The 21,191-nt window shown below is 70.5% G+C and carries 16 protein-coding genes; 4 read left to right on the top strand and 12 right to left on the bottom strand.

The features are described from left to right. Positions 1-9: 9 nt before the first annotated feature. The 5 genes from G6O69_RS35470 to G6O69_RS35450 all read right to left on the bottom strand — a co-directional run bounded on the left by G6O69_RS35470 (position 10) and on the right by G6O69_RS35450 (position 6,600). Positions 10-1,281, bottom strand: coding sequence for a flotillin family protein (locus G6O69_RS35470; protein WP_172307896.1), 1,272 nt, complete (start codon positions 1,279-1,281; stop codon positions 10-12). After that, on the bottom strand, positions 1,281-2,795 hold the full coding sequence (locus G6O69_RS35465) for a flotillin family protein (RefSeq protein ID WP_172307895.1): 1,515 nt from the start codon (positions 2,793-2,795) through the stop codon (positions 1,281-1,283). The genes G6O69_RS35470 and G6O69_RS35465 overlap by 1 nt, the downstream gene beginning before the upstream one ends. Before the next feature lie 99 nt (positions 2,796-2,894). Continuing rightward, the gene (locus tag G6O69_RS35460) at positions 2,895-3,524 is read right to left on the bottom strand and encodes a hypothetical protein (RefSeq protein ID WP_172307894.1); all 630 of its coding nucleotides are present in this window, start codon (positions 3,522-3,524) and stop codon (positions 2,895-2,897) included. A gap of 193 nt (positions 3,525-3,717) precedes the next feature. Next, complete coding sequence (locus G6O69_RS35455) at positions 3,718-5,169, bottom strand: hypothetical protein (RefSeq protein WP_172307893.1); 1,452 nt, start codon at positions 5,167-5,169, stop codon at positions 3,718-3,720. Between the two features lie 60 nt (positions 5,170-5,229). Further along, the gene (locus tag G6O69_RS35450) at positions 5,230-6,600 is read right to left on the bottom strand and encodes an aldehyde dehydrogenase family protein (RefSeq protein ID WP_172307892.1); all 1,371 of its coding nucleotides are present in this window, start codon (positions 6,598-6,600) and stop codon (positions 5,230-5,232) included. A gap of 173 nt (positions 6,601-6,773) precedes the next feature. On the opposite strand from G6O69_RS35450, the gene G6O69_RS35445 reads away from it, so the two are divergent. Further along, positions 6,774-8,213, top strand: coding sequence for a discoidin domain-containing protein (locus G6O69_RS35445; protein WP_172307891.1), 1,440 nt, complete (start codon positions 6,774-6,776; stop codon positions 8,211-8,213). A gap of 194 nt (positions 8,214-8,407) precedes the next feature. Beyond that, positions 8,408-10,429 (top strand): S8/S53 family peptidase, encoded by a 2,022-nt coding sequence (locus tag G6O69_RS35440; protein WP_172307890.1) that lies wholly within the window; start codon positions 8,408-8,410, stop codon positions 10,427-10,429. A 52-nt stretch (positions 10,430-10,481) separates the two neighbouring features. On the opposite strand, the gene G6O69_RS35435 is transcribed toward G6O69_RS35440, so the two are convergent. The 4 genes from G6O69_RS35435 to G6O69_RS35420 form a co-directional block, all read right to left on the bottom strand. Next, the gene (locus G6O69_RS35435) at positions 10,482-14,249 is read right to left on the bottom strand and encodes a protein kinase (RefSeq protein ID WP_172307889.1); all 3,768 of its coding nucleotides are present in this window, start codon (positions 14,247-14,249) and stop codon (positions 10,482-10,484) included. 11 nt (positions 14,250-14,260) lie between these two features. Beyond that, the gene (locus tag G6O69_RS35430) at positions 14,261-14,872 is read right to left on the bottom strand and encodes a sigma-70 family RNA polymerase sigma factor (RefSeq protein WP_172307888.1); all 612 of its coding nucleotides are present in this window, start codon (positions 14,870-14,872) and stop codon (positions 14,261-14,263) included. A 37-nt stretch (positions 14,873-14,909) separates the two neighbouring features. After that, positions 14,910-15,530 carry a DapH/DapD/GlmU-related protein gene (locus tag G6O69_RS35425; RefSeq protein ID WP_172307887.1) on the bottom strand — a complete coding sequence of 207 codons (621 nt, stop codon included), beginning with the start codon at positions 15,528-15,530 and terminating at the stop codon, positions 14,910-14,912. A 62-nt stretch (positions 15,531-15,592) separates the two neighbouring features. Then, positions 15,593-17,521, bottom strand: coding sequence for an aconitase family protein (locus G6O69_RS35420; protein WP_172307886.1), 1,929 nt, complete (start codon positions 17,519-17,521; stop codon positions 15,593-15,595). Positions 17,522-17,682: 161 nt separating this feature from the next. On the opposite strand from G6O69_RS35420, the gene G6O69_RS35415 reads away from it, so the two are divergent. Then, the gene (locus tag G6O69_RS35415) at positions 17,683-18,294 is read left to right on the top strand and encodes a hypothetical protein (RefSeq protein ID WP_172307885.1); all 612 of its coding nucleotides are present in this window, start codon (positions 17,683-17,685) and stop codon (positions 18,292-18,294) included. A 9-nt stretch (positions 18,295-18,303) separates the two neighbouring features. Here the strand turns inward: G6O69_RS35415 and G6O69_RS35410 are convergent, their stop codons facing one another. The 3 genes from G6O69_RS35410 to G6O69_RS35400 all read right to left on the bottom strand — a co-directional run bounded on the left by G6O69_RS35410 (position 18,304) and on the right by G6O69_RS35400 (position 20,540). Next, positions 18,304-18,612: a hypothetical protein gene (locus G6O69_RS35410; RefSeq protein ID WP_176397272.1), complete on the bottom strand. Its 309-nt coding sequence runs from the start codon at positions 18,610-18,612 to the stop codon at positions 18,304-18,306. Between the two features lie 88 nt (positions 18,613-18,700). After that, positions 18,701-19,705 carry a hypothetical protein gene (locus G6O69_RS35405; protein WP_172307883.1) on the bottom strand — a complete coding sequence of 335 codons (1,005 nt, stop codon included), beginning with the start codon at positions 19,703-19,705 and terminating at the stop codon, positions 18,701-18,703. 88 nt (positions 19,706-19,793) lie between these two features. Further along, a complete protein-coding gene (locus tag G6O69_RS35400) occupies positions 19,794-20,540 on the bottom strand; it encodes a hypothetical protein (RefSeq protein WP_172307882.1) in 747 nt (248 codons plus the stop codon). A 272-nt stretch (positions 20,541-20,812) separates the two neighbouring features. Between G6O69_RS35400 and G6O69_RS35395 the strand changes: the two genes are divergently transcribed. Continuing rightward, the gene (locus G6O69_RS35395; RefSeq protein ID WP_176397271.1) at positions 20,813-21,181 is read left to right on the top strand and encodes a cytochrome c; all 369 of its coding nucleotides are present in this window, start codon (positions 20,813-20,815) and stop codon (positions 21,179-21,181) included. Positions 21,182-21,191 lie beyond the last annotated feature (10 nt).

Raw genomic sequence — 21,191 nt, 5'->3', positions numbered from 1 at the left:
GCGCGGGCGTCAGCCGAGCTTGTTGCGCAGCAGCGCGGGCACGTCGACCCCGGTCGCGGCCTTGATCTGCTCGCCGTAGTTGACGAGCTTGCCGGCGAGGTCGCCCCCGTCGGAGGCGGCGCCGTCGGTCTTGCCGAGCACCGTGAGCCGGTCGACCTTGAGCTCGCCCATGCTCCCCGCCATCTTGCCGAGCAGGGGCACGAGCTTCTGCATCAGCAGGATGTCGCGGCCGGCCCGGCCCGAGGTGTTGTAGCGATCCGCGATGTCCGTGAGCACCTTGGCCGTGGCCCGGCCCTGCTCGACGATCTGCGCGGCGTCACCCTTGGCGTTCTCCTCGGCCTCGCGGCGCGCGGCCTCGGCCGGCTGGATGACGTCGGCCTCGAGCTGGAGGCGGACCTGCTGGATGCGGGCGTCCTGGGTGTCGACCTCGGCCTTGGCCTGGGCGACGGCAGCCTGCACGTGGGCGAGCTGCTGGGCGATCATCGCGTCGCGGCGGGTGCGGGCGTCGGCGACCCGACGATCGTTCTCCTTGCTGGCGATCTCGATGTCGGCGTCGATCTTGGCCAGCTCACCAGCCATGGTGTTGCGCCACTTCTGCTCGGCGGCCTCGGCCCGCGCCTCGGCCTCGGCGATCTGGGCGCTGCGACGGATCTGCGCGCTGATCTGGCGACCGATGGCGTCGAGGTAGCCGACGTCGTCGGACACGTTTTGGATCTTGAGGGTGTCCATGACCAGACCCAGCTTGCTGAGGTCTTGCTCGGCCTCCTCGGCGAGCTTGGACGCGAACTCCTCCTTGTCCTTGTTGACCTGCTCGGGGGTCAGGCCCGCGAGCACGCCGCGGAGGTTACCCTCGAGGGTCTCGCGGGCGATCTTCATGATCTCCTCGCGGGACTTGCCCAAGAAGCGCTCGAGGCAGTTGTTGAGCAGGGGCTCCGCGCCGGGGATCTTGATGTTGGCCACGCCCTGGACCGAGAGCGGGATGCCGCCCTTGGAGTAGGCGTTTTGGACCCGGACCTCGATGATCATGTTGGTCAGGTCCATGCGGTCGACGGTCTCGAACAGCGGGATGCGGACCCCTCGGCCGCCGCGGATGATCCGGTAGCCGGCGACGCGCTCGCCCCCGGCGACGCGGCTGCGCCCGGAGAACACCAACACCTCGCTGGGCTGGCAGACGTAGAGCACGCGCTTGATGACGGCGACGATCGAGATGAAGGCGATGACGAGGATCGCCGCGATGGCGCCGAAGGCCTCGGTCTGGATGACTGCAAACAAGCTGGACATCACGAGAGCTCCTTTCCGGCGCTAGCGCCGAGGTTTGGCGGCTTGAGGCCGCCGAGGCTGGAAGCGCCGATCGCGGGCTTGGTCGCGGGGGCGCCGATGCGCCCGCCGCCGCCGCCTCCGCTGCCTCCGCTGCCTCCGCCGCGGGGCGAGCCGCCCCCGAGCGGGCTGTCGCTCTCGGCGAGCACCGCCGGGATGTCGATGCCCACGGTCTCGCGCAGGGCCCGGAGCACGGCGGCCACGGTCTGCGGGTAGGCGGCGGCGTAGGCCGCGAGGGCCGAGCCGTCGCCGCGGTCGAGCACGCTGACCTCGCCGATGTCGATCTCGTCCATGTTGTCGATCACCGTGCCGATGATCTCTTCGAGGTGCTGGATGACATAGATCTCCCGGGCGTTGTCGCCCATCGCGTTCCAGGCGGCCGTAGTGGCCTCGAGGACCTCGATGAGCGCGCGGCCGTTCTCGGCCACGGGCGCGGCCTCACCCTTGGCGCGGATCGACTCGGCCTGGCGGCGCGCCTCGGCCGGGATGATCACGTCGGCTTGCAGCCGGCGCTGCTCGAGCACGGCGCGGATCTTTTGCAGCTCCTGCTCGGCCTGGGCGCGGGCGGTGTTGGCCGCGGCCACGGCCTCGCGCTCCACGGACTGGGCCTCGCCGTCGAGGGAGGCCTTGACCTCCGTGAGCTTGTTGCGCTTCTGGAGGATCGCCGTCTCGGCCTGGGCCTTGGCGACCTCGGAGCGGCGCTTGGCGAGGGCCTGAGCCTGGGTGATCTCCTGCATCGCCTGGTTCTCGGCGTTCTCGGCGTCGCGCAGGACCTTGGCGATCTGCGGTCGACCCAGCGAGTCGAGGTAGTTTGTCGAGTCCGAGACGTTTTGGATCTTGAGGGTGTCGAGCTCGAGGCCGAGCTTGTCGAAGTCTCGGACGGCGCTCTCGATCAGCTTCTCGGCGAAGGTCAGGCGATCTTCGTTGACCTGCTCGGGCGTCATGTCGGCCACGACCTCACGCACCGCGCCCTCGAGGGTCTGCTGGGCGACGACGTAGATCTCGCGGCGCTCACGACCCAAGAAGCGCTCGATGGCGTTGCGGATCTTGGCCGGGTCGGAGTGGATCTTGACGTTGGCGATGGCGTGGATGCGCAGCGGGATGTTGCCGGCCGAGTAGGCGTTGTCGACCACGATGTCGATCGACAGGTTGCGCATGTCCATCGAGTCGACGCGCTCGATGATCGGGATCCGCCACTTGCGGCCGCGGCCGCCACCGGCGAACTCGGCGGGCTGGCCGACGACCCCGTGGGGCATGACGACCATCGGCCCGAGGTCGACCCCGTCCTTGATCCGCTTGCGGCCCGTGAAGATCAGGACCTCGTTGGGCTGGCAGATGTGCAGGAAGTTCTTGATCAGCATCAGGGCGACCAGCAGGGCGACGCCGAGCGTGGCCGCGGCTCCGATGACTGTGGGCAAGGTGATGTCTGCGAGTGGAGGGGCGAGGGCCCCGATGGTCGAGAGGGCTGTTTGGTCCATGAATTGGTCTCCGTGAGGGGTCGGTGTGAGGAGGGAAGTCTAGCGGTCGGGCATACAGAAGCCGCGGGCTCGCGATGGAGCGCCGCGGCTTCTCGAGGTCTAACGGACGGCGGGCTGCTGGTGGTCCGGCATCGGGACGACCAGGGCGCTGTGTCCACGCATCTCGACGATCAGCGCGTGCTGGCCCCGGGTGAGCTGGCCGTCCTCGCAGTTGGCGAGCACGTCGACGGTGGTGCCCTTGAGCTCGATGCGGATCTTGCCAAGGCGCCCAGGGCCGGCACTGAGGAGCATCTCGCCGCTCTTGCCGACGTAGTCGTCGATGCCCGCGGCCACGCCCGTGTCGTTGGCGGAGAGCTGGCGCAGCAAGGTCACCGCCATCCAGCCGCAGAGGTAGCCGACGACGATCGCCAGGGGCAGCGCGACGAAGGGCTCGGCGAGGTCGAAGCCGTCGAGGACCAGGCCGGTGAGGCCAAAGAAGGCCGCGAAGAACGTCCAAAAGCGCATCGAGCCGAGGACGCCAAAGAACCCGCCAATATCACCGTGGGTGTCGTGGCCGTGGCCCGAGTGGCCGTCGAGGTCGAGGTCGCCGTCGACATCCGCGTCGGCGTCCATGTCCATGTCCATGTCGGCGTCGGCGTCGGCGTCGGCGTCGTCGCCCCCGAGAAAGATCGAAGCGCCGAGCAACACGGCGCCGAGAACGAGGGCGAAGACGTAGGCGTAGATGAGCATGGTGTTCTCCGTGGCGGTGCGTACTGGAGTGTCGCGCGCACTATTTCATACCAATGCACGGGGGGCGCGCGCTCGCTGTGGGTGGCAAGTCGGGAAAAATCTCGTCCGCGGGCGTTTGGCGGGGCTGTAGCGGCCATGGGTCCAAGCCGCCCGCGGGGTCGGCCTGGCCTGGGGGAGGCGAGCGGCCTGCCGGTCAGCGCTCGCGGATCAGCGGTCCGTCTTCGCCTGGCTCGACGATGAGCTCGAGCTGCTCGTCGAGCCAGGCCTCGGCGCGGGGCCCGGCGTCGAGGCCCAGGAGCACGCGGCGGGCCCCCTCGGGGCTGCGCGCGCGGGTCTCGAGGAACACGCGGTAGCCCTCCTCGAGGCGGCGAAGGATCCATCCGAGCAGGGCGCTGGGATCCTCGCGGCGGACGATGACAATCGCGCCCACGGGCATGGTCCGCAGCCGCGTCCAGACCTCGCGGGGATCGTCGCGTTCGTCGAGGACGATGGCGGGGGACTGGAAGGCCTGGGCGAAGGTCTCGGTGAAGCCCGGCCAGGTGACGTAGACCAAGGTGCCCTCGCCGACGCCCGCGACGAGCTCGTTGAGCTCGGCGGCGCCGCGGCCAAAGGTGGGGAGCTCGCGGCGCGTGTCGGCGTCGGGGGAGCTCTGCACGCTGATCTCGCGGTGGGTCGTGGCCTGGTGCGCGTGTGAGGACATGGCCTGGAGCTCGCGCTGGGTGGCGGCTCGCGAGGCGTCGGCCTGATAGACCCGCAAGGTCGGCGCCCCGGCGGCGACGGCCCCGGGCGCGACGTCGGCGGGCGGTCGCGCGGGGGGAGGAGGGCTCGCGGGGGTGGGGATCTTGGGCGGGGCGGCGGCTGGGGGCGGCTTCAGGGGGATCGTGGGGGTGCCCGCGGTGGGCGTGTCGGCGAAGCCCGAGGTCTTCGCGGGGACGCCCTCGCTGCCCGCGGCCGGTGAGCTCAGGGACGAGGAGAAGGGATCGAAGGGCTCCTCGTCGTCGTCGTCGGCGGGCACGCCGATGTAGTCGTCGGTGGTCCGCCCGGAGGGGACGCCCGCGGGCTTGGCGTTGGGATCGATCTCGACGCGCAGCGAGGTCGACGAGCGGTTCGCCTTCTCGGCCGAGAACGCGAAGTCGAAGTCCTCCTCGTCGTCATCGTCGAGGGCCCAGGTCCCGCTCTCGAAGGGCGCCGAGGGGTTTTGGTCGAGGACCGAGCCGCCGCGCTTGCCGGCGACCAGGGGCGGGAGCGTGCCGCCGCGGGTGGAGTCGGCGGCCGAGAAGCCGAGGCTCGGATCCTCGAGCTTGCCGAGGTCCTCCTCGAAGGTCGGCGCGACGCCGACGGGGTCCACGCTTGGATCGCGCGCGGCTCGGACGCGCATGCCGTCGACGCCCGGCTCGGCGTGCACGGTCCAGGCCGAGCCGGCCTCGAACTCGAACTCGACGGAGTTGCCGACGGCGAGCTCGACCTGCTGGGCCTCGTCGACGGCCGAGGTGATCATGTCGAAGAGGTCCGGGCGCGGGAGCACGGTGCGCTCCGCTTCGCTGCCTCGCGGCGTCGAGTAGACCACCGGCTGTCCGGACTCGAGTACGACCTCGTACGCCGCGCGGGCGATGGCGTCCTCGAGCACGCTCGCCAGGGTTCGCATGGCGTGGACGATAGCAGAGTCCGGCGCCTGCGCAGGCCGGGAGTCCCGGCAGGGTGGGGGCTAGCCGACGTTCCGGGCGTGAGTCTGCGGCTGCATGAAATTCCGCATACCCGCGACGCTGCGCGTGTACCCGTAGCCAGACATCTTCCAGCCGACCCAGGGGGCCCCCGCGGCGGCGCTCAGGCCTCGGTTGATGCCGACCATGCCGGCCTCGAGCCGTCCCGCGACGGCCTCGGTCTCGGGTCCCGGCGGTCCCCAGACCGAGGCGCCGAGTCCATAGGGCGTGGCGTTGGCCCGGCGGACGGCCTCGTCGGTCTCGGCGAAGGTGGAGATCGCCACCACGGGGCCAAAGGTCTCTTCACGAGCCAGGCGCATGTCGTCGGCGACCCCGCGGACCACGCTGGGCCCGAGCCAGTAGCCGGGCCCTCGTTTTTGGCCTTCGACCACGAACTCGGCCCCGCGCTCGCGGGCGTCGGCGAGCTGCTCGAGGACGATCTCGCGCTGGCGCTCGCTGGCCATGGGCCCGTAGTCAGTGTCCTCGGACAGGGGATCCCCGACGCTGTAGCCGGCCACGCGCTCGCGCACGGCGGCGATGAACTCGGCCTCGAGGTCCCGGTGCACGAACACGCGCTCGGTCGCCACGCAGACCTGGCCGCAGTTGGTCAGGGAGTTGCGCACGGCGAAGTCGGCCGCCGCGTCGACGTTGGCTCCGGGCAAGATCAGCATCGGATCCTTGCCGCCGAGCTCGAGGACCAGGCGCTTCATGCCTCCGGCGGCTTCGCGCATGATCGCCTGGCCGGTGGCGATGGAGCCGGTGAAGGCGACCATGTCGACCTCGGCCTGGACGAGCGCGCGGCCGATCTCGCCGCCGCCCTGGACGAGGCCGAGCAGCCCCGGAGGCAGGAGGTCGGCGATCAGCGCGTGGTAGAGGGCGCCGCTGCGCGGGGTGAATTCGGAGGGCTTGAGGACCGCCGCGTTGCCGGTGAGGATCGCCGAGAGCGCGAGGTTGTTGGGGGTGCTGACCGGGAAGTTCCACGGCGCGATCACGGCGACGACGCCCAGCGGGCGCCAGGTCGTGGTCACCTCGATGCTGCCCTCGACGCCGACCTCGGCCTTGCAGGCCTCGCGGGCCCGGTCGACGAAGGCGCGGCTGCGGTTGCGGACGTTGGCGATCTCGGCTCGGGCCTGACGCAGCGGCTTGCCCATCTCCTGGGCGACGCTGCGGGCGAGCTCGTCGACGATCTCGGCGTCGCTGACCCGGGCGATCAGCTGCTCCGCGAAGGCGGCGCGATCTTCGAAGTCGCGCGCGGCCCACTCGCGCTGGGCCGCGCGGGCGTCGGCGATGATCTTGGCGAGCTGCTCGGGCTGCGTGGCCTCTACGGGCGGCAGGGGCTCGCCGGTCGCGGGGTTGCGGGTCTCGATGACGGCCATGGTGTGGAGTGTATGTCGCCCGCGGGGCGAATCCGAGGGGGCGCAGGCTGCGTCCGCGCGCAGCTACCCGGCTGGGCGGGGAGACCGCAAGGCCTGCACAAAGTGGGCAGCGGCGGTTTTTTTTTCGATCACCGCAATCCCTCCGGGCCGCCGCTGGCACTGCCCAGCGAGCCATGAACATCCAAGCCCAAGACACCTTCAAGATCCTCCTCGCTCTCTCCTCGCTCGCCTTCACCTTGTCGTCGACGGGCTGCGACACCGACGAGGTCCTCGACGAGGACGAGCTCGAGCTCTCCGAGGGCGAAGACCTCCGCGCCGCGCCGGTCTGCGAGCAGGACGCGCCCCAGGCCACGAAGTGGCGGATCCGCAACGCCTCGGTCCAGGAGAACACCGGGCAGTGGGTGTTCCGCGAGCTCGCCTTTTGCGCTGACGCGGCCTGTGAGCAGCCGCTGACCGGCACGGCGATCGACAGCGGCGACTCGGCCAGCTGGGCGCCGCCCGAGTACGCCTTCGACGGCGACACGAGCACGCTGTGGAAGACCTTCGACACCGACGTCGCCGGCCAGTCGTGGATCGGCCTCGACTTTGGCACCCCGACCGCCGTGCACGGCCTCTACCTCAAGACCGACAACGTCGTGTACTCCGTGGACACGATCTACGTCGAGTACTACGACGCCGAGAGCGAGAGCTGGGTGATCGCCGACTACCTCGGCGACGTGCCCTCGGGCTCGGAGCTGACCTACGACGTCCACGTCCGCGAGCGCTTCCCGAGCAAGTGGCGGGTGCGCAACGCCTCGGTCCAGGAGAACTCCGGGCAGTGGGTGTTCCGCGAGATCGACTTTTGCGCGGACAACGACTGCACCGAGGTCGAAAACGGAGGCACGGCGATCGACAGCGGCGACTCGCGCAGCTGGTCGCTGCCCGAGAACGCCTTCGACGACGACACGGGCACGCTGTGGAAGACCTTCGACACCGACGTGGCCGGGCAGTCGTGGCTGGGAATGGACTACGGCGACCAGATCACCGAGATCGAGGGCCTCTACCTCAAGACCGACAACGTCGTGTACTCGGTCGACACGATCTTCGTCGAGTACTTCGACATCATCGATCAGGAGTGGGTGACCTCCGACTACCTCAGCGGGGTGCCCTCGGGCTCGGAGCTGACCTTCCCGGTCGCGGCGCGCGAGCACTTCCCGACCAAGTGGCGCCTGCGCAACGGCGCGGTTCAGGCGAACACCGGGCAGTGGGTGTTCCGCGAGATCGACTTTTGCGCGGATGAGGACTGCACCGAGGTCGAGAACGGGGGCACGGCGATCGACAGCGGGGACTCGCGCAGCTGGTCGCTGCCCGAGAACGCCTTCGACGACGACACGAGCACGCTGTGGAAGACCTTCGACACCGACGTGGTCGGGCAGTCGTGGCTGGGCATGGACTACGGGCGGATCGTCGACGTCGCGGGGGTCTACCTCAAGACCGACAACGTCGTGTACTCGGTCGACACCATCGACGTGGAGTACTTCGACGTGGTGACCCAGACCTGGGAGCTGGCCGAGACCCTCAGCGACGTTCCCTCGGGCTCCGAGCTGACGGAGGTCGTGGATATCTGCAACTGACGAGGACGCTGGTGAGGGTCGGCCGCGGACGGGTGGGGTCCGCGGCCGACCCCCGACCAGGGGAGCGACGACGGGGCTCACGAGCGCGCGGGGAGCGTGCATTCGTGAGCGCCCGATATTTTTTTGATCTCGTCGCAATCCCACCGCCGTCTTGGCGACACTGCTCGACGAGGAGACCCACCAAGATGAACTGGATGGATATCGAGACTGCTTTCGCTCTCACCTTCACCCTCGGCGTGGCCGCGGTCGGCTGCACGGACACGGACACGGGCGCGAGCGGGGAGGACGAGGACTCGACCGGGCTGCTCGAGGGGGCGCCGGGGATCGGCTGCCCGGGGGCTCACCTGATCGGCGTGCTCGATGACCCCGCCGACAGCTGCGAGCTCGACACCCTCCCGGATGGCTGGAGCGCGACTCGCCTGTTCGAGTCGGGCTCGCCGGGGCTGGTCGAGATGGGCCGGGAGGCCCCGGGAGAGCTCGGGCGCTACTGCGCCTTCAACCCGGAATTCGACGCGCTGGAGGAGGACTATGACGAGATGCTCGCGGCCGTCGAGGCGTCGACGGTCATGCAGCTCGGCTCCGTCGGGACGGACTGCATGGGCGAGGCGCCGCAGTCCGGGCTCAACGAAGAGAGCGTGCGCGCTGCTCTCGGCGAGGCCTTCCGCGAGAACATCGACTGGGTGAGCGAGCTGGAGCTGGGCGACACCCAGGCGGAGCGCGAGTACGTGGCCGTGGGCGTCGTCGACACGGTCTCGGCGCTGGCGGGGCGGGACGAGGCGATCCTTCCACTCAACGAGCACGGCCTGCAGATGGCCGCGCTGGTCCGCGACATCGCCTGTCCCGGGGGCGAGTCGGCCTGCGTGAGCGGTGTCTTCCACGCCATGGCCATGCCCCGGGAGAGCTGGGAGATCGAGCCGGACTGGCTGGTGGGCGGCGACAACGGGACCCAGGGCGACATCGCGCTGGGCATCTACGAGGCCGTGGTCGGCTGGCAGGCGCAGCGCGAGGCCGACCCGGAGGGCACGCCCTCGCGCTTGATCCTCAACCTCAGCCTCGGCTGGGAGCGCGAGCTCCCGGACTCCTTGGATCCGAGCCGGGGCCCCGCGCGGGCGGTGGAGGCCGCGCTCCAGTACGCGGCCTGCCAGGGCGCGCTGGTCTTCGTGTCGACGGGCAACAACCCGGACGAGGACTGCCCGCACCTGCATCGCGGCGTGCTCGCCCCGGCCGATCTCGAGCAGAGCAGCGCGCCGACGGTGACCGAGTGTGAGCGCCTCGGCTTCCCCCTCGGCGGCTCCGAGGAGCGGCCGGTGTTCGGGGACGACGAATACCGCCCGCTCGTCTACGCGGTCGACGGCGTCGATGAATTCGACCACCGGCTGATCAACGGGCGAGAGGGGGGGGCCTCGCGCCTCGCCGCCCTCGGCACCCGCGGGGTCAGCATGTCCGACTCGCAGACGGCGCTGACCGGGACCTCGGTGTCGGCCGCCGTGGCCACGGGGGTGGCCGCGCTGATCTGGTCCTACCGCCCGCAGCTGCGCCCCCACGAGGTCGCCGAGCTGCTCTACGCGAGCGGCTGGGGCCTGGGCAAGGACGCCGACATCGCCTGGTCCGGGGACGAGTCCGGGGCCGACCTCGAGATCCATCGGATCTCGGTCTGCGCAGCCCTGGCGAGCGCGTGCGCGGGCGGCTCTGGCCCGGCTTGCCCGGAGCTCGACTGCGAGGCGCAGCCCGCCGCGGGGGCGACCTACTACGCGGACTACTTCGCCGAGGTCGAGGCGGCGGTCTCGAACTCGACGACGATCACCTTCTCCACGGAGCTGAGCGGGGACGACCCGGTCTGCGCCGAGAGCGTGAGCAGCTCGCTCGCCTCACCCCAGCCCGAGGTCCCCGTCTGCCCCTACTGCAACGTCGACGTGCCCCCCGACACGGCGTCGACCGAGCCCGACGACACCGTGATCATGTCGGTGGCCGCGGACTACCAGGGCTCGATCATCTCGGTCTCGATGATCGCCTATGACGACGAGCGCAACGAGACGATCTACGACTTCGACGATGAGGTCGTCGAGAGCCTCAACGACTCGAGCGTGGGCGTGACCCAGGTGATCATCGAGGCGCCGGCGGACATCAGCTCGGCCACGCTGATCTTTGGGCTGATCGACGAGACGGGGGAGACCACGAGTCAGTCCAACCCGATCACGGTTCAGCGCGAGGGGTGAGCCGGGGCGATCGCAACGCGCGAGGGGCCGGCCCGAGGGGGCGGCCCCTTTTTCAGCGCCCGTAGCCGCGCTCGCAGGCCGCGAAGGCGCGGGCGGCCTCGGGCGGGGCCTCGCCGAGCTCGCGCTCGCGCTGCGCCGGCGCGAGGCAGGCGAGGGTCGCTGCGCGCAGCGCCTCGACGAGCAGGGTCGGGTCCGCGCCGAGCAGCTCGAGGCGCCAGATCCTCGCGCTGCCGTCGACGGAGGCCGAGACCGTCCAGCGGCGATCCGGGGCGAGGGCCAGGCCGGTGACGGCGTCGGCGTGGCCGATCAGCTCGATCGTCGCCTCGTCACCGGCGACGGACCACAGCCGCAGGCTGTTGTCGTCGCTGGCGCTCAGCACCCGGTCCTCGTCGACGAAGCAGGCGTCCCACAGCGCGCCGGCGTGGCCGCTGAGCACGCTGATGAGCGCGCCGGTCTCGGCGTCCCAGACCCTGGCGGTGGCGTCGGCCGAGGCCGTGACCACGCGGGCGCCGCTGGGGGAGAAGGCGACGGCGTGGACGCGCTTTTGGTGGCCGCTGAGCACGAGGGCGCGGGCGGGGTCGAGCTCGGGCCACAGCCGGGCGCTGTGGTCGTCGGCGGCGGTCGCCCACACGCGGCCGTCGGGGCTCGAGGCGAGCGCCCGGATCGCGCCCTCGTGGCCGCTGAGCAGGCTGACGAGCGCGCCGGTCTCGGCGTCCCAGACCCTGGCGGTGGCGTCGGCCGAGGCCGTGATCAGCCGCTCGCCGGCAACATCGAAGGCCACGCGCATGACCCGATCTTCGTGGCCGCGAAGGACCAGCGGCGCCTCGCTCAGATCGGCGCGCCAGATCTTGGCGCTGCCGTCGGAGGAGGCCGAGGCCAGGCGGGCGCCGTCGGGGGAGAAGCTCAGGGCGCGGACGCCCGTGGCGTGGGCCGGGCGCTCGAGGTGCTCGCCGCTGTCGAGCAGCCAGGCGCTGAGCATCCCGTTGTCGTGGCCGGCGACGACGCGGGCGCCGTCGGGGCTGAACACGGCGAGGTTGAGGGGGCGAGGGGCGTCGAGGCGGGCCACGCTGGCGCCGGTCTCGGCGTCCCAGACCCGCGCGCTGCGATCGCTGGAGGCCGTGAGCACGCGGCGGCCTGCGCCGTCGATCGCCACGCTCTGGAGCTTGTCGCGGTGGCCGATCAGGGGGCGCTCGAGGGCTGGGCGCTCGAGGTCCCACACGCGCACGTCCGTGTCCCAGGAGCCCGTGGCCAGCCAGCGCCCCGAGGGCGAGACGGCCAGGCGCAGCAGCGGCTCGCGGTGGCCGGTGAGCGCCCTGGGGGGGCCGAGCTCGCCCGCCGCGTTGGCGGGGAAGACCCTGGCGACGCCGTCGAGGGCGGCCGTGATCAGGTCGCCCTCGGCGGTCACGGCCAGGCTCCAGACCCCGGCCGTGTGCCCGCTGACGGCTCGCGGCGGCCGTGGCTGCGCGCCCGGCTCGGGCAGCTCGCTGAGGTACACGCTGCCGTCGATGGCCGCGCTCGCCACCCGCGTGGGCGCGGCGCTCGTGCCCGCGCCCACGGTGATCACGGCGAGGTCGAGGGCCGAGATCGCCGCGCCGTGATCGGCGAGCAGGACGGCCTCGCCGACCTGCTCGTGGCCTTCGCCGGTCAGCGGCCAGGCGCGGATCGTACCGTCGTCGGCGCCGGTGATCGCCCAGGCCGGCGCGTCGTGACCGTGGCCGCTCGCGCCCTCGGGGGCGTCGGGGGTGGTGGCGATGCGCGCGTGATAGATGGGCGCGCTGTGGCCGACCAAGGTCGCGAGCAGGGCCCCATCGCGGCTTCGCCACAGCCGGGCGCGGCCGTCGGCGGCGGCGGTCAGGACGAGCGCGCCGCTGTCGTCGAAGTCCGCGGCGAGCACGGCCGCGCCGTGGTCGTCGAGCACGCGGCGCTCGCTGCCGGCGAGGGGCAGCAGCCACGCGCGCCCCTGCCTGCCCGTGGCCACGAGCAGGCGCCCGCGCGGATCGATCTGCGCGGCGGTGAGCCCCGCGTCCGCCTGCAAGAGCAACCCCTCGCCGGCGTCGGTCCGCCAGGTGCGGAGCGTGCCGTCCTCCGCGGCCGAGGCGAGGGTGCGGCCGTCGGGGCTCGAGGTCAGCGCATTGACGGCGCCCGCGTGGCGATAGAGCCGCTCGCCGCGGCCGCTGGCCAGGTCCCAGCGTCGGACCTCGCCGTCGGCCGCGGCCGAGTAGAGCGCGTCTTCGCTGGGCGAGAAGCTCAGGGCGAAGATCGTGTCGGCGTGATCGGTGAGCAGCGCGTGGCTCAGCGGCCGGCCGAGGGCGAGGTTGGCCGCCGAGATCCACGCCTCGCTGCCTCGCGCCTCCTCGCCGACCTCGCGCAGGAGCGCCGCGGCGACCGTTGGATCCTCGTGCTCGGCCGCCCCGACCCTGGCGCGGTAGCGGCGATAGACGCTCATCTTGGTCGCGTCGCGGGCCCGCTGGGCGTCGTCCTCGGCCTGGCGAAAGCCACGCTCGCGCTCGAGGGCGAGCAGCTGCTCGGTCAGCGCGTTCCAGTAGCGATGGCGGGCGTTGCCGCGCAGCTCCCGGGTCGCCACGCCGGCGAGGGCGGCGAGCAGCGTGGTCGTGGCCACGGCCAGGGCGATCCCGCGTCGCCGCCTGCGTCGCCGCGCCGCCGGGTCGTCGGCGAGGGCGTCGAGGAGCGCGTGCATGTCCGGCCAGCGCTCGCTGGGATCCGTCGACAGCCCGCGCAGGGCGACGGCGTGCATCCACGCCAGGGCGCCGCCGAGCGGCTCACCCGGCGGCGGCGTGAGCTGCCCGCCGATGACCCGCTCCGAGAGCGCGTTCATGGTGTCGCCGTGGAAGGGGCGCTGGCCGTGGAGGGCCTCCCACAGCGCGACGCAGAAGCTGAACTGATCGCTGCGCGCGTCGGTGGGCAGGCCGATCATCTGCTCGGGCGACATATAGGCCGGCGTCCCGACCAGTGCGCCCGTCCGCGTCAGGTCGAGGTCGAGGGCGCTCGCGCTGGTGCTCGCGCGCTCGTCCTCCGTGTTGCTCGTGTCGGCGCCGCGCAGGCCATAGGCGAGGCCAAAGTCGGCCACGCGGGCGCGCCCGTCGTCGCCGACGAGGACGTTGTCGGGCTTGAAGTCGCGGTGGACCAGGCCGGCGTCGTGGGCCGCCGCGAGCCCGGCTCCTGCGGCGAGGAAGACGGCGCGCAGGGCCTCGAGCTCGCGGGTCGCCGCGGCCAGCCAGCTGCGCAGGTCCTGGCCCTTGACGTACTCCATGGCCACGAAGAGCTCGCCCTCGTAGCTGCCGACCTCGTAGACCGTGACCACGTTTGGATGCGAGAGCTTGGCCATGGCCTGGGCCTCGCGCTGGAGCCGGCGCTTGGCCTCGGAGTCGCCGCCCACGCTCCCGTGGAGCAGCTTGATGGCCACGCGGCGATCGAGCTGGTCGTCGTAGGCGAGGTAGACCTTGCCCATGGCCCCCGCCCCGAGCTCGCGGATCACCGTGTAGCGATCGAGCATCGTCGGCTTGGGCGCCCGGCCGAAGATCGCCGCGGCGATCAGCTGCTTTTGGCGCTTGCCCTCGAAGTCGTCGAAGCCCGCCGGAGCCTGGTGCTTGCCGCGGCGCAGCCCGGGGATATTGGACGCCGCGAGGGAGGCGTCCGCGGCTGCGTCGGGCTCGTCGGGCTCGTCGAGCACGGGGCGGGCGGGCGCGCTCGCGTCGGCTCGAGTCTCCGCGTGCGGATCGGCTCGGCCATCTGGTCGGCCGTCTGCTCGATCGTCCGAGCTGCCGCTCGGGCCGTGGGCCAGGGTCTCTTCGTCGTCCACGGCGGCGCGGCTCAGTGGTCGAGCTGCTCGCGGAGGCGGCGGGCCCAGCCCTCGAGGTCGGAGAGCGTGCGGGTGAGGACCTCCTCCGAGGGCGCGTCCTTGGCGAGCTCGGCCTCGAGCAGCTGGCGGCCGCGGCGGAGCCGGGTCTTGGCCGTGCCCAGGGGCACGTCGAGGACCTCGGCGCAGGCCTTGGCCGTCATGTCCTCCCAGTAGTGGAGCTCGAGGATCACCTGATACTCGAGGGGGATGCGGCGCAGGGCCGCGAGCAGCAGGCGCTCCTCTTGGTTGGCCGCGACGACGGAGCTCAGCGAGGGGTCGAAGTCCTGGACCGAGCGCAGCTGGAAGTCGACGGACTCGGGGTCCCTGGCCCGCTCACGAAAGAAGCGGTAGAGCTGGCGGTAGGCGATCCCGAACAAGAACGAGCGGAAGCTGCCCTCGGCGCGGAACTTGTCGCGGACCTCCACGCAGGTCAGGAAGGTCCGCTGGCACAGCTCGGGCCAGTGGTCGCCGGCCTTGTTGCGGAAGAAGCGAGCGACGCCTTCGTAGTGACGCTCGAAGAGGCGCTCACCGGCGCGCTGGTCTCCCTGGGCCCAGTCGGCGAAGAGCTGGAGGTCACTGTCCATGGCGGGGATTGTACCCACGGCGGGGGCGCGCGGGGGCTCAGGCTTTGCGCTCGCGGCGATCCCCGATCTGGCGCGCAGGCACCCCGGCGACGATGGCCCAGGGGGGCACGTCACGGGTGACCACGGCTCCCATGGCGACGACCGCGTGATCGCCGACGCTGACCCCGTCGGTGACGCCGACGTCCGCGGCGAGCCAGACGTCGCGGCCGACCTCGATGCCCCGCGAGCGCACGGCCTGGCTGCGGAGCTCCGCGCCGGGATCCATGCCGTGGTCGAAGGCGAAGAGCTTGGCCCCGGCGGCGATGCGTGTGCCCGCGCCCACACGGATCCCCGCGCGACCGCCATCCATGATCACCCGGGGGTTGACGCTCACGTCATCGCCGAGATCGATCGGGCCGTGCAAAAAAGCCTCGGCGCCCACGCCCACGCGCGCGCCGAGGCGGACCTCGCGGTGGGGCTGGGCGAAGATCCGTGCCTGCGGGGCGATGAAGCAGCCGGGCCCGATCTCGACGGCCTCGACGGCGCACAGCTGGGCCTGGACCTCGGCCTGCCACGGCTCGGCCCAGGCGCGCTGCGCTGGCGTGAGCTTGAAGTAGAGCCAGGGCATCCACGCCATGCGCAGCTGGTGCTGGGCGCGATAGTCGGGGTCGTTGGCCATGGCTCGCTGGCAAGGGGGAACGAGGGGCCCATGCGAAGGCCCCCTTCGCGGCCAGCGGGCTCCTAGAGCCCCCGCGGATCGCAGAGCTTGCCGGTGACCGCCGAGGCGGCCGCGACCGCGGGCGAGACCAGGTAGACCGGCCCCGGCGCGCCCATGCGCCGATCGAAGTTGCGGTTGGTCGTGCTCGCGGTGGTCTCACCTTCGAGCGGGACCCCGGGGCCGTTGCCGATGCACGAGCCGCAGCCGGGCTCGGACACGACCACGCCGATGTCGGAGAAGAGCGAGAGCAGGCCCTCGGCGCGGGCGGCCGCGGCCACGTCGGCGCTCGATGGCGTCACGGTGACGCGCACGCCCTCGGCCAGGCTGCGCCCGCGCAGGACCTCGGCCGCGGCGCGGAGATCCGCGAGCGAGCCGCCGGTGCAAGACGCGATCACCACGTTGTGGATCGCCACGTCGCCGACGTCGGTGAGCGGCTTGCGGTTGCGCGAGTCACCGGGGGTCGCCACGGTCAGCGGGACCTCGTCGAGGTTGACGGTGATGGTCTTGACGTAGCTCGCGCCCTCGTCGGGAGCGACGAAGCGATCGCCGTAGTCCTGGCCACGCTTGTCACGCAAGAACGCGCGCAGCGGCTCGCAGGGCTCGACGATGCCGGTCATCAGCCCGCCCTCGACGGTCATGTTGGTGATCACGCTGAGCTCGTCGACGTTCCACTGGTCGAGGCCGGGGCCGCCGAGCTGGATCACGCAGGTGTCGGTGGGCGACTCGCGCCAGTGCTCCTCGCGGAAGAAGGGGTCGCCGATCAGGTGCAGGACCAGGTCCTTGGGCGAGAGCACCCCGCGGGCGTCGCCCTCGACCCACACGCGCACGGTCTTGGGCACGGTCACGGGGATCATCCCGGTGCGCAGGGCGAAGGCCATGGCCGTGGAGCCCACGCCGAAGGCGAAGGCGTTCATGACCCCGGCGGTCGGCGTGTGGCTGTCGGTGAGCACGATGATGTCGCCGGGGCGGGCGTAGTCCTCGACGACGATGCGGTGGCAGACGCCGGCCTTGAGCCGCCCGGGCCCGTGCAGGCGGATGCCGTTGCGCTCGCAGGCCTCGATCATCTCGTTGGCGAGGTTGCGCGCGGGGATCAGCCGCTTTTGTTTGACGCCCAGGGGCACGGTGTCGTGGTCGATGAGCACGAAGTGATCTTCGAAGGCGGCGGCGAGCTCGGGCTGGTGAACCGGCGCCTTGCCCCACTCGTCGGCGTAGAGCTTCATGACCATGCCGCCGGTGTACTCGTGCATGCCGCGGAAGTCGGCCTCGCACAGCACCTGGTCGCCGGGCTTGACCGAGGCGACGCCGTAGATCGGGTCCTGGCCGGGGCCGCGCCAGGCCTTGCCGGCGACGATCTTCTCGATGCAGGTCATCGGCCGGGCCTCACGCTCGATCGCGTAGGTCGGCCCGATCTCGCCGGCGAGGATCTTGGTGCCGTAGGGCATCAGCCCGCCGGCCTCGCTGACGGCGCGGAAGAAGGGCGGCAGGGCCTGGCCGAGGGCGGCGAGGTCGACGTCCTCGCCCGCGCGCAGCTGGTCGATCACCCCGAAGTCGGTGGTGAAGGGCAGGCCGGCGTAGACCATGTTCTCCTGGAAGATGCGCTGGAAGCTGCGCGCGACCACGAGCTCGATGCCGGCGCCCTGGTGGGCGACCACGGCGACCTCGCGGCTGCTCCCGGTCCCGTAGGCGTCGCCGCCCACGACGACCTGAAAGCTGCCCTCGCGGACGGCGTCGACGGCCACCGTGTCCTTGAAGTTCTGCAGGAAGTAAGGCCCGAGGATCTCGCCGGTGTAGCCCAAGGTGCAGGCCGCGCCGTTGATCATCGCGTCGGTGTTGACGCCAAAGTGCAGGGCCGGGGGATCGGCGGGATCGAAGCTCGGGTCGTTGCCCGAGAGCTGGGCCGCGAGGGCAGAGGTGTCGTCAGTGAGCCAGAGGATCCGACCAGTCAGCTTCATGCGCCCCGGAGTATAGCGAACCGCCCGAGCGCCCTGACCCGTCGGCGTGCGCGCGGATCTGAACGGGGGAAGACTCACGTTTTTCGTGGAGCACGCATTGAACCAGTGGTGCTTCGCGCGCGACTAGCCGAGCGATGGTCGGCCCTGCTGCAACCTCGCCCGTGCGCTCGTCTGCGCACCCGCTGCTCACGCTCGTCTTGGCCGCCTCGTCGCTCGTGGCGCTGCTGGGCTTCACCGACTGCGGGGGCGAGTACGTGGGCTGCGGCGACGACGTGCTCGGCTGCGGAGACAACGGCCCCGAGTTCACCCCCGCCCTCGACTGTCGCGCCGATGAGCAATCCGGGGACATCGAGATCGTCGCGGGTGATGGCGACGGCGAGGGCGGCTTCATGGCCCTGGCCGAAGACGCCATCCCGACGGTTCACTATGGCTCCCAAGGCGGCATGCACATCTGGACCGGCATCCAGCTGCGCAACCCCAACCTCGATCGCCGCATGCACCAGCTGAGCTTCGAGGCGCAGACCTGTGAGCCGAGCGTCGAAGACTGCGCCGACGAGGCCTCGTGGCTGTCGAGCGACGCCGTCGGCGGGCCGCGGATCATGGTCGTGGGCGAGGACGAGCTGCGCGAGACCGCCGAGGGCTGGCTCGAGCTGCGCGACGTGCTGCTCTTGTTGCCCTACGACTTTCATATCGGCGAGGACACTCGGCTGCGCTTCGTGGTGACGGCCGAGGACACCTGCGGGCGCACTGGGGAGCGCGTGTACGGCGAGTAGTCGCGCCTCCTAGGGCCGCTCGGGTTGCCAGGTGTAGCCGGCGCGAAGCGAGCGGGCGTAGGTTCGCTGCTGGTCGCAGCCCTCGACGCTGATCTTCGTCGGCGAGTGGGCGGTCGCTTCGACCAGCGTCGTCTCGATATCCTGGGGCTCACACTCGAGCCGGTAGACCGCGAGGGCGCGGACCTTGGCCTCGTGGCTCTCCCACTTCTTCTCGCGCACGACGACGCCGTCGACCGTCACGCAAGCCGTCGAGCTCCCGAATGCGGCAGCGATGACGATGGCGGTAGTGACGAGCCGGGACGAGCGTGCTTCATACATCGAGGTTGATCCTCGGAGATCGGAGCGCGAGAGACAAGCTCGACCGAGAGTCGTGGCCGCTCGAAAGTGGCACGCTCTGCGCCGCGGCTCAGAAGCGTCGAAACCCCATGGCGTTGCTGATCTTGGGTGTCAGCAGCTTGGCCTTCAAGTCGGGGGGAAGGCCCGAAGTCTTCCCGGTTTTCATGAACTCCTTCATCGCGACGACGAACATCTCGTCGCGGTGCTCGTCCGTGGTCGGGCTGGGGTTGTGTTGCTTGTTCGTCTGGTCCCACTCCCGCTTGAAGATGCGGAAGGGACCATAGTCATCGCCGTCGATGCCCTTGAAGTCTGCGTCGGCGATGAGCAGCTCGAGCTTGTGCCTGTTCTTGCCGTAGGGTCCGATGTCGAACCATTTTCCGCGGAGGCCGTGGAGGTCGCCTGTCGTCGCGAATTTCGTCTTGCTCCCGCACGCCTTCTTGTGGGCGTCGGTTGCGACCGGAAACCACGCCTTGTCGATGGTGTCCTTCATGGTGAGCGGGTTGAGGGTTCCGTGCGCAGCCGACTTGGTGAACAACGCCGACTCGAACCCCTTGCCGTAGCGCTCGCGGTCGTTGTCTTGTTCGAGCGGCATCATCGAGCCCATGCACTGATTCTCGACCACCTTGGCGCGTTTGTAGGTGATGAAGTTGTTCGCGAATACCTTGGAGTCGACGTACTTCTCGATGTGAGGGCTCGGGGCGACCTTGATGTCGATGACGATGCCCACCCTGGACATGCCGATGTACGACTTGCTCAGGTCGACCATGTTGTACACCCGCTCTTTTCCGCCCTCGTTCCACCCTGGCAGGTCCTTCTCGTACCACGTGGTGAGCACCGCTCGGGTATCGGCGCCCACGGCCTGCTCGTCGTCGGCGAGGAGCTCCGGCAGGTCGTAGATGTTGCAAAAATCGTCGGGCAGACCGAGCGACTCACTGTCGTGCGGGCTGTCGCTCCCCGTCCTGTGGGTGAAGAGGTTGACCGTGCACTCCCAGTTTCGCCACGAATAGACCATGAATTTCTCGAGCCAGCCGAGTCCACGTGGTCCGATCCACACAAAATTGATGGTCAGGTCCACGATTGGTCTCGCATGGCTCGATCACGCCGGTGTCTGAAGCTGGCGCGCGTTTCATGCTATCCGCCGTCTTGCGAGGCTTCAAGTGGAGCTAGAACACCACCTGCACCCCCGCGCCGAGGCCGGCTTGGAGGCGGCCGGGATCCTCGTCGAAGTAGTACGCCGCGTCCGCGTCGAAGCGCGCCGAAAAGCGCGGCGCGACCTTGCCCCAGCTGGCGGGGAAGGGCACTCGCAAGCCCGCGCCGGCCTGGATGCCGGTGCGGTGGCGGATCGAGTCGGCAACCCCGAAAATCACGCGCCCAGGCTGATCGAGGAAGTCGGCGATGGTCGCTTCGTGCAGGTGCGTCAGTCCCAGGGAGAGGTGCGGACGCAGGCGCCGTGGCTGTCGAAACTCGTAGCGCAGGGCCAAGAGAATCTGGCCGGCGAGGCGCATGGCCGGGTCTTCGTTGGCGGCGCTGAGGTTTTCACCGTCGGTGCTCCCAGCTGGAGCACTCGTGTGGCCGAGGTGGCGGAGCTCCGAAGACGAGGACGAGTCCGCGTCGATTGATTGCTCGGGATCGGTGTAGAGCCCCTCACCCACGCCGACCTCGAGGTAGAGGCCCCGCCACAGGCGGACGCCAAGGCCGAGCTGAAGCCCGCCGCCACCGGCCACCGGCGCGCCGAGGCTGCGCAGGCCGCCGCGCAGCCCGAGGTGCAGCTCGAATCGCGCGCTGTCGAGGTCGAGGGACGCTGGAGCTGGCGCGGTGGCTTCGGTCGCGGCCGCGGCTGGGGGAGGAGCTGCTGGCGAGAGGGCGGCGACGAGGGAGAGCGAGGTCGCAAAGGTGAGCTGCGTGAACATGCCGGCTCGAACACCGGCTCATCGTCGACTTGTCACCGTTGGATTTCGCCGCGCTCACATGTTGCAGGCTGCAACATTGTGACGATCTGGGCGTCGATCTGGGCGTCGCGTCGAAGAGACCGGGAGGTTGAAGGTGCATGCTTCTTCTGAGAATGAATTCGCCTCTCAAATCCCACGACTTCGACCGCAACTTCGGTCATTGAAGACGCGGGGAGCTTGGGCGTAGCGTGTAGCGAATGATGTCCCTGCGTTCTTTTATCCTCCCCCTTTCCTTGCTCCTCGGCCTGACGCTGACCGCCTGCGCGGGCGATGACGGCGATGACGGCGATGACGACGACGTCGGTGAAGACGGCAGCTGCAACGCCGAGCAGAGCGCCCGCGTCGACGACGTCCTGTCCCTGACCGCCGACGGCGGCGGCAACGGTGCGATCGTCTACGCGAGCACCTGCGGCAGCTCGGGCTGTCACGGTGTCGACGGCATGTCGGGTCCTGCGCCCAGCTTGGTCGATGAGATCCCCGAGTACGACGATGAGGCTCTGGGCTGCCTGCTGCTGACTGGCTACGGCAACATGGCCTCGCAGGCGAGCCTCAGTGATCAGGAGCTCGCCGACGTGATCGCCTACGTCGAGTCGACCTTCTGAGTCGTCACCG

Source organism: Pseudenhygromyxa sp. WMMC2535 (assembly GCF_011083025.2).
This window is presented reverse-complemented; position numbering and strand designations above follow the sequence as displayed.

Coding starts and splice junctions, on each gene's coding strand:
- G6O69_RS35450 (WP_172307892.1), bottom strand. CDS start 6,600: ATGGCCGTCATCGAGACCCGCAACCCCGCGACCGGCGAGCCCCTGCCG.
- G6O69_RS35440 (WP_172307890.1), top strand. CDS start 8,408: ATGGATATCGAGACTGCTTTCGCTCTCACCTTCACCCTCGGCGTGGCC.
- G6O69_RS35460 (WP_172307894.1), bottom strand. CDS start 3,524: ATGCTCATCTACGCCTACGTCTTCGCCCTCGTTCTCGGCGCCGTGTTG.
- G6O69_RS35430 (WP_172307888.1), bottom strand. CDS start 14,872: ATGGACAGTGACCTCCAGCTCTTCGCCGACTGGGCCCAGGGAGACCAG.
- G6O69_RS35420 (WP_172307886.1), bottom strand. CDS start 17,521: ATGAAGCTGACTGGTCGGATCCTCTGGCTCACTGACGACACCTCTGCC.
- G6O69_RS35400 (WP_172307882.1), bottom strand. CDS start 20,540: ATGTTCACGCAGCTCACCTTTGCGACCTCGCTCTCCCTCGTCGCCGCC.
- G6O69_RS35455 (WP_172307893.1), bottom strand. CDS start 5,169: ATGCGAACCCTGGCGAGCGTGCTCGAGGACGCCATCGCCCGCGCGGCG.
- G6O69_RS35410 (WP_176397272.1), bottom strand. CDS start 18,612: ATGTATGAAGCACGCTCGTCCCGGCTCGTCACTACCGCCATCGTCATC.
- G6O69_RS35445 (WP_172307891.1), top strand. CDS start 6,774: ATGAACATCCAAGCCCAAGACACCTTCAAGATCCTCCTCGCTCTCTCC.
- G6O69_RS35465 (WP_172307895.1), bottom strand. CDS start 2,795: ATGGACCAAACAGCCCTCTCGACCATCGGGGCCCTCGCCCCTCCACTC.
- G6O69_RS35425 (WP_172307887.1), bottom strand. CDS start 15,530: ATGGCCAACGACCCCGACTATCGCGCCCAGCACCAGCTGCGCATGGCG.
- G6O69_RS35470 (WP_172307896.1), bottom strand. CDS start 1,281: ATGTCCAGCTTGTTTGCAGTCATCCAGACCGAGGCCTTCGGCGCCATC.